Source organism: Aeromonas sp. HMWF014 (genome assembly GCF_963878295.1).
Lineage (GTDB): Bacteria > Pseudomonadota > Gammaproteobacteria > Enterobacterales > Aeromonadaceae > Aeromonas > Aeromonas popoffii.
In genome coordinates, this window is the sequence record NZ_CAWNYS010000431.1 from 1 (window position 1) to 1,607 (window position 1,607).

General features: G+C 66.1%; 3 protein-coding genes. All 3 read right to left on the reverse strand.

Translation table 11 applies throughout. From position 1 onward, the window contains the following. Nucleotides 1-757 (reverse strand): thiazole synthase (locus AAC083_RS17035; RefSeq protein WP_108537220.1); only part of this gene is annotated, 757 nt, incomplete at its 3' end. 1 nt (nt 758) lies between these two features. Further along, a complete protein-coding gene (gene thiS / locus AAC083_RS17040; RefSeq protein WP_108537221.1) occupies nt 759-971 on the reverse strand; it encodes a sulfur carrier protein ThiS in 213 nt (70 codons plus the stop codon). Further along, nucleotides 968-1,607, reverse strand: a 640-nt coding sequence (locus AAC083_RS17045) for a HesA/MoeB/ThiF family protein (RefSeq protein ID WP_108537222.1), incomplete at its 5' end; no start/stop codon positions are given. The genes AAC083_RS17045 and thiS, both read right to left, overlap by 4 nt.

The following is a 1,607-nucleotide window of genomic DNA, read 5'->3' on the forward strand; positions in this document are numbered from 1 at the left end:
CCAGAAAATCGGTGAGCGGGCTGGAGGCGCTGGCTTGCAGAGCGCGCGCGCCGAGGCCCGCCTCATAGGCGCTGCGACCGGCCTCACAGGCGAGCGCGAAGGCGCGGCCCATGGCGACCGGATCCCGGCTCACGGCGATGGCGGTGTTGACCAGCACGGCGTCGGCACCCAGCTCAAAGGCAGCGGCGGCGTGGCTCGGCGCTCCGATGCCCGCATCCACCACTACCGGTACATTGGCCTGTTCGATGATGATGGCGAGAAACTCCCGGGTCACCAGCCCCTGATTGGAACCAATCGGCGCGCCGAGCGGCATCACGGCGGCGCAGCCCACCTCTTCGAGCCGCTTGCAGAGCACGGGATCGGCCCCGCAGTAGGGCAGCACCACGAAGCCCTCTTTCACCAGCTGCTCGGCCGCCTTGAGCGTCTCGATGGGATCGGGCAGCAGGTATTTGGGATCGGGGTGGATCTCCAGTTTCAGCCAGTTTGTGCCGAGCGCCTCGCGGGCCAGATGGGCGGCAAACACCGCCTCGGCGGCGGTCTTGGCGCCAGAGGTGTTGGGCAGCAGCTTGACCCCGAGTTGCTGCAAGGGGCTCAGGATATCGTCGTGGCGCTTGCCGGGTTCGAGCCGCTTGATGGCCATGGTCACCAGCCGGGAGCCGCTTGCTTCAATGGCGGCCGCCATCAGATCCGGGCGGGCAAACTTGCCGGTGCCGGTAAAGAGGCGGGACGAAAATTCATGGTCGGCAATGGTCAGCATCTCAGCCTCCGGCAATGGCAGTGAAAAGGTGGATCTCGTCCCCCTCATTGAGTCGGGTGTCTGGCCAGCGGCTACGGGGCAGTACGGCGCCGTTAAGAGCCACCGCCACCCCCTGCGGGGCAACCTCGCGGGCCACCAGCAGCTCGGCCACGCAGATCTGGCTCTCCGGGCTGGTCGTCAGCACCAGCTCGCTATCGTTCAATCGGATCTTCATTGCGCATCCTCCATGGGATTGGCAAAGGGAGTGGCGCCGCCGCACACGGAGCAGGCGGGATCGGAAGACAACCCCAGGGTCTGCCACTCGTGGGTCAGGGCATCGAAACGGCGCAGCGTTCCCGCCACCGGACTGGGCTTGCCCAGCAGCAGACGCAAGGCTTCCAGCGCCTGCAAGGCGCCCATCACGCCCACCAGGGGGCCGGTGACGCCGCTGCTCTGGCAGCTTTCTGTGATGCGGGTATCCAGCGGATATAGGCAGGCATAGCAGGCATGTTCGGGGGCGGTTCTCACCATCAGCTGCCCCTGCCAGCCGACGGCGGCGGCCGAAATCCACGGCTTGCCCTGCCCTACGCAGGCGGCGTTGATGGCATGGCGACTGGTCAGGTTGTCGCAGCAGTCGATCACCAGATCTACCTCAGCCACGAAGGCTGGCAGGCTCTGCTCATCGAGCCGCTGATTGATGGAAATCAGCTCCACATGGGGATTTTTGGCCGCCAGCCGCTCGCGGGCCAGCTCGGCCTTGGAGTGATTGACCGCATCCGCATCGAACAGGATCTGGCGCGGCAGATTGCTGGAATCCACCGTATCACCGTCGGCCAGCCACAAGGTGCCCACCCCGGCCCCGGCCAGATAG